The sequence below is a fragment of the Nonomuraea sp. NPDC049141 genome (genome assembly GCF_040648415.1).
Classification (GTDB): Bacteria; Actinomycetota; Actinomycetes; order Streptosporangiales; family Streptosporangiaceae; genus Nonomuraea.
The window spans coordinates 1-3,458 of the sequence record NZ_JBEZDR010000097.1 but is presented as its reverse complement, the minus strand read 5'-3'; the positions used below and the strand labels follow the sequence as shown (position 1 = coordinate 3,458).

The following is a 3,458-nucleotide window of genomic DNA, read 5'->3' as shown; positions in this document are numbered from 1 at the left end:
CAGGCACTTCGTTCATAGACAGCGACTCCACGGCACTCTCGGACATCAAGTGTGTCTCCCTTGATCATCAGATCCGCCGTTAGTTTTACAGTCCCTACGCCGATGCCGCGGACTCTTCCGGAGTCTTCCGTGGCTTCGACGAGATCTGAAGGGCGACCTTCGCAAGGTCGTTCGGGCTGACCAGGATCACGAAGCGAACAAGACACGGGACTCGAGGTCGAGGTTCGTGGTCGGTGCGGCGGCCGGTGGGGTGAGGTTGAGGATCCAGTTGCCGAACCGGCGGATGACGTGGGTGATGTAGGGCGAGATAGTGGCCAGGTCGTCGAGGTCGACGGGGTGGCCGTCGGCGGCGATGGCGTTGGCGGCGTCCGTGATGTCCTGGGCGGTGGAGTAGATGACGCAGTTGGCGAGCAACTCGTTGAACTTGATGATCTTCTCTTGGTAGTCGGGGTCGTTGTGGCCGATGAGCTTGCCGCCGAACATCAGCCAGTCAGCGAAGTTGTGGAAGGACTCGTTGCGGTTGGTGACCTGGGTGATCTGCTCGCGAAGGTCGGGATCCGACAGGTACCGCAGGAGCGTGATCGTCCTGACCGCGCGGCCGAGCTCGCGGAAGGCCCGGTAGAGCCGGTTCTTGCGGGAGTGGTTGCCCAGGCGGCGCAGCAGGGTCACCGAGGACAACCGGTTCTCCCGGATCGAGATCGCGGTGCGGAGCAAGTCCGTCCAGTGCGTCTCGATCAAGGTCCAGCCGATCGCCTCGTCGCCGAACAGCGAGTCGATGTGCTCGTAGCGAGTAGCCGGGGTCGGCCGGTAGAAGATCAGGTCGTGCCAGTTCCGGATGCGGGGCAGCAGGTCGAACCCCATGAGCGCGGCGAGGCCGAAGACAGGCAGCGACTGGCCTTGGGTGTCGGCGTGGATGGTGTCGGGCTGGATCTCCGAGGCGTTTTTGAGCAGGCCCTCGATGATGTAGACCGCCTCCCACACCCCGCAGGGGATGAAGTGGCTGAACAAGGCGACGTAGGTGTTCGAAATATGCCTGTACGCAAGCCCTCCGTACCCTCCGTAACGGATGTGGCTCTCCGCGAGGAGGTTGTTCTCCCACGTCTCGATCTGGGAGCCGTCGGCGGCCACGGTCTTGCCGTCGCCCCACACCGAGGCGATGTCGAGCTTGTTGAACTCGTTGATGACGTCGGTGGAGGCTTTGGAGATCTTGTCGCTGGTGGAGTGCTTGTTCGCGGTCATGGCGATCTCGGCGGCGCTGACCTTGCCGCGCATGTGCGCGGCGACCTGTGCCGGGCCGAGCAGCGTCCCGTAGGTGAACACCATCAGCACGTACCGGCCGAGCGCTTCCTTGATCTTCGGGTCGGAGCCCGAGGCCGGGCCCAGGTGCCGGGTCCAGCCGGTCTGGTAGGCGGTGCGGGTGAGGATGTCGAGCAGGTCCCGCTGCGGGAGCCGCTCATGCACGGCCTCTTCCAGCTTGAGCGCCTCCTTGCTCCGCTCGGCGCCCTTGCGGCGTTTGAGCACCGGCCGCCCGCCCTCAAGCGTCAGGTCGGTGTTGGCCGGGTATCCGGCGCCGACCCCGGCGGCGGTGTCGGCCAACAGCTGCCGGTAGTGGCGGGTGAGCTCGCGCGGGTCGGTCGGCAGGCCAGCCTCGGCGCAGAACTCCTCCACCAGGGGCTCGCACTCTTCCCAGCTCATGAGCTGGTCGTGCAGGTTGGCGTAGGAGTCCGAACCGGCCACCGCGATGTCGCCGGACTTCAGCTCTGAGGCCAGGTAGGAGAACACGCACACCAGGTGACGGCGCACCAGCAGGCCCGGCCGGTCCGGATCCTTCAGGATCTTCCGCCACATCGCCGAGGCGAACGCGTCTACGTCCACCACCAGCTCCACCGCGGCCGCAGCGCCGTCCGGGCCCGGACGCTGCACGCTGATCCGGTCCGGGACGAACGCAGCCCGGGCGTTCCGCTGGGCCTGCAGGTACTCCACCGCATCCAGGACGCTGCGCTCAGCGTTGGTCGACTCCAGGTCGATCGACTCGACCAGGGTGAACAGCGCCGAGCGGTGGGATCGGTAGTGCTGGTCGAGCAGGGGCAGGTAGTTGTTGCCGTGATAGGCCGACACCGCCTCGTGCGCGGCTGCCAGCGCATCCAGGCCGCCGGCCTCCTCCAGAGCCTTCAGCACGAGGCGGCCCGCGCGATCGGCCACATCCCCGGATCCGGAGTCCGTGCCCGCAGGATCGGTGCTCGTGCCGTCCGGCTGCGGACCGGCCGCATCGCCTTCGGCGGGTGTGACCGCCTCGCGGACGCCGTCCAGGATATCGCCGAACACACCCAGCAGACGTTCGGACTCGGCCCGGTGCGCCTCCCGTAGCGCTTCGAGCTGGTCACGGCCCTTCTTGTGGATCGTCGCCATCCGTTTGCAGAACATCGTGACCACGTCGTCTCGCACCCCGGTCCGCACCGTGTGCAGCAGGCTCACGATCAATGTGAGACGTTTGTCCTCATCCAGCACCTTCCGCAGGTCAGCGACATCGGTGACCCGCGCCTCGCCCGCGAAATGCGCGATCTTCCCCGGCGGGATGCCCTCCAGCCACACCTCGGTCGGCCCCAGGCCGTCCAGCTCGCGCAGGAACGCCAGACGGCCCTTGAACTTGTTGAGCGACGCGGCCTGCGCCACGTCCTTCAACCCGTCGAACTCGCTGCGCCGGGTGATCGGGTCGACCAGCAGCAGCCGGGCCAACCTCGCGCGGGCTCCGGCGTCGACCCGGCCGGACGCCAGCGTGAAGAACCCGCGGTTCACCTCGGTGCGGATCTTCTTGGTCATCTCATCCAGAGTCGTGTAGCCGGGCAGCTCGCACTCCGCGCGGACCAGCTCTTCCAACGCCACGTTGATCAAGTCAGCGGGGTTGTCCTTGGCTTGCGAGGCCTTCCGGATCGCCTCATCGGCCACTTCCCGCACCCGGGCCGCGTCATAGGTGACGCCCATCCGCTTGCGCACGAACGACCGATGCCGCTTGGCCGACCGCTCTGCGGCATCCTCCAGGACCACCCCCTCCGGCAGGCCGATCACCTCCCGGATGTGCTCGGAGACCGCTGCGGGCACATCCTTGAGCTTCGGGAAGTATCCCAGTCGCTGATAGGCCTTCAACCACACCAATAGGGCCAGCAGATGCTGATCATCCTGCGTCTTACCGCGAGCCCACTCCACCTCGACAGACGAGGGAGTGAACACCTCCGCCAACTCCCGCGCCGACACCGCCCGTGCGAACCTCGGGTACGCCGTCCGGTCGATCGACGCCACCCGAACCCCCGAAAACCGTCACCAACCAGCGCGACCCCAGAAGTCTAACGATCGGTAATCAAGAGCGCGGCCCGTTTCTGCCGTATTCGTGTGTCCTGAACGTGAAGGAGAGTTCGATGTAGGCGAATGATCTGAAGCGATGCTGCTCGGACGATGAAGGT

The 3,458-nt window shown here is 66.1% G+C and carries 1 protein-coding gene; it reads right to left on the bottom strand.

Translation table 11 applies throughout. From position 1 onward, the window contains the following. Nucleotides 1-186 precede the first annotated feature (186 nt). Nucleotides 187-3,297, bottom strand: coding sequence for a Tn3 family transposase (locus tag AB0B91_RS64580; RefSeq protein WP_358342908.1), 3,111 nt, complete (start codon nt 3,295-3,297; stop codon nt 187-189). Between the last annotated feature and the right edge of the window lie 161 nt (nt 3,298-3,458).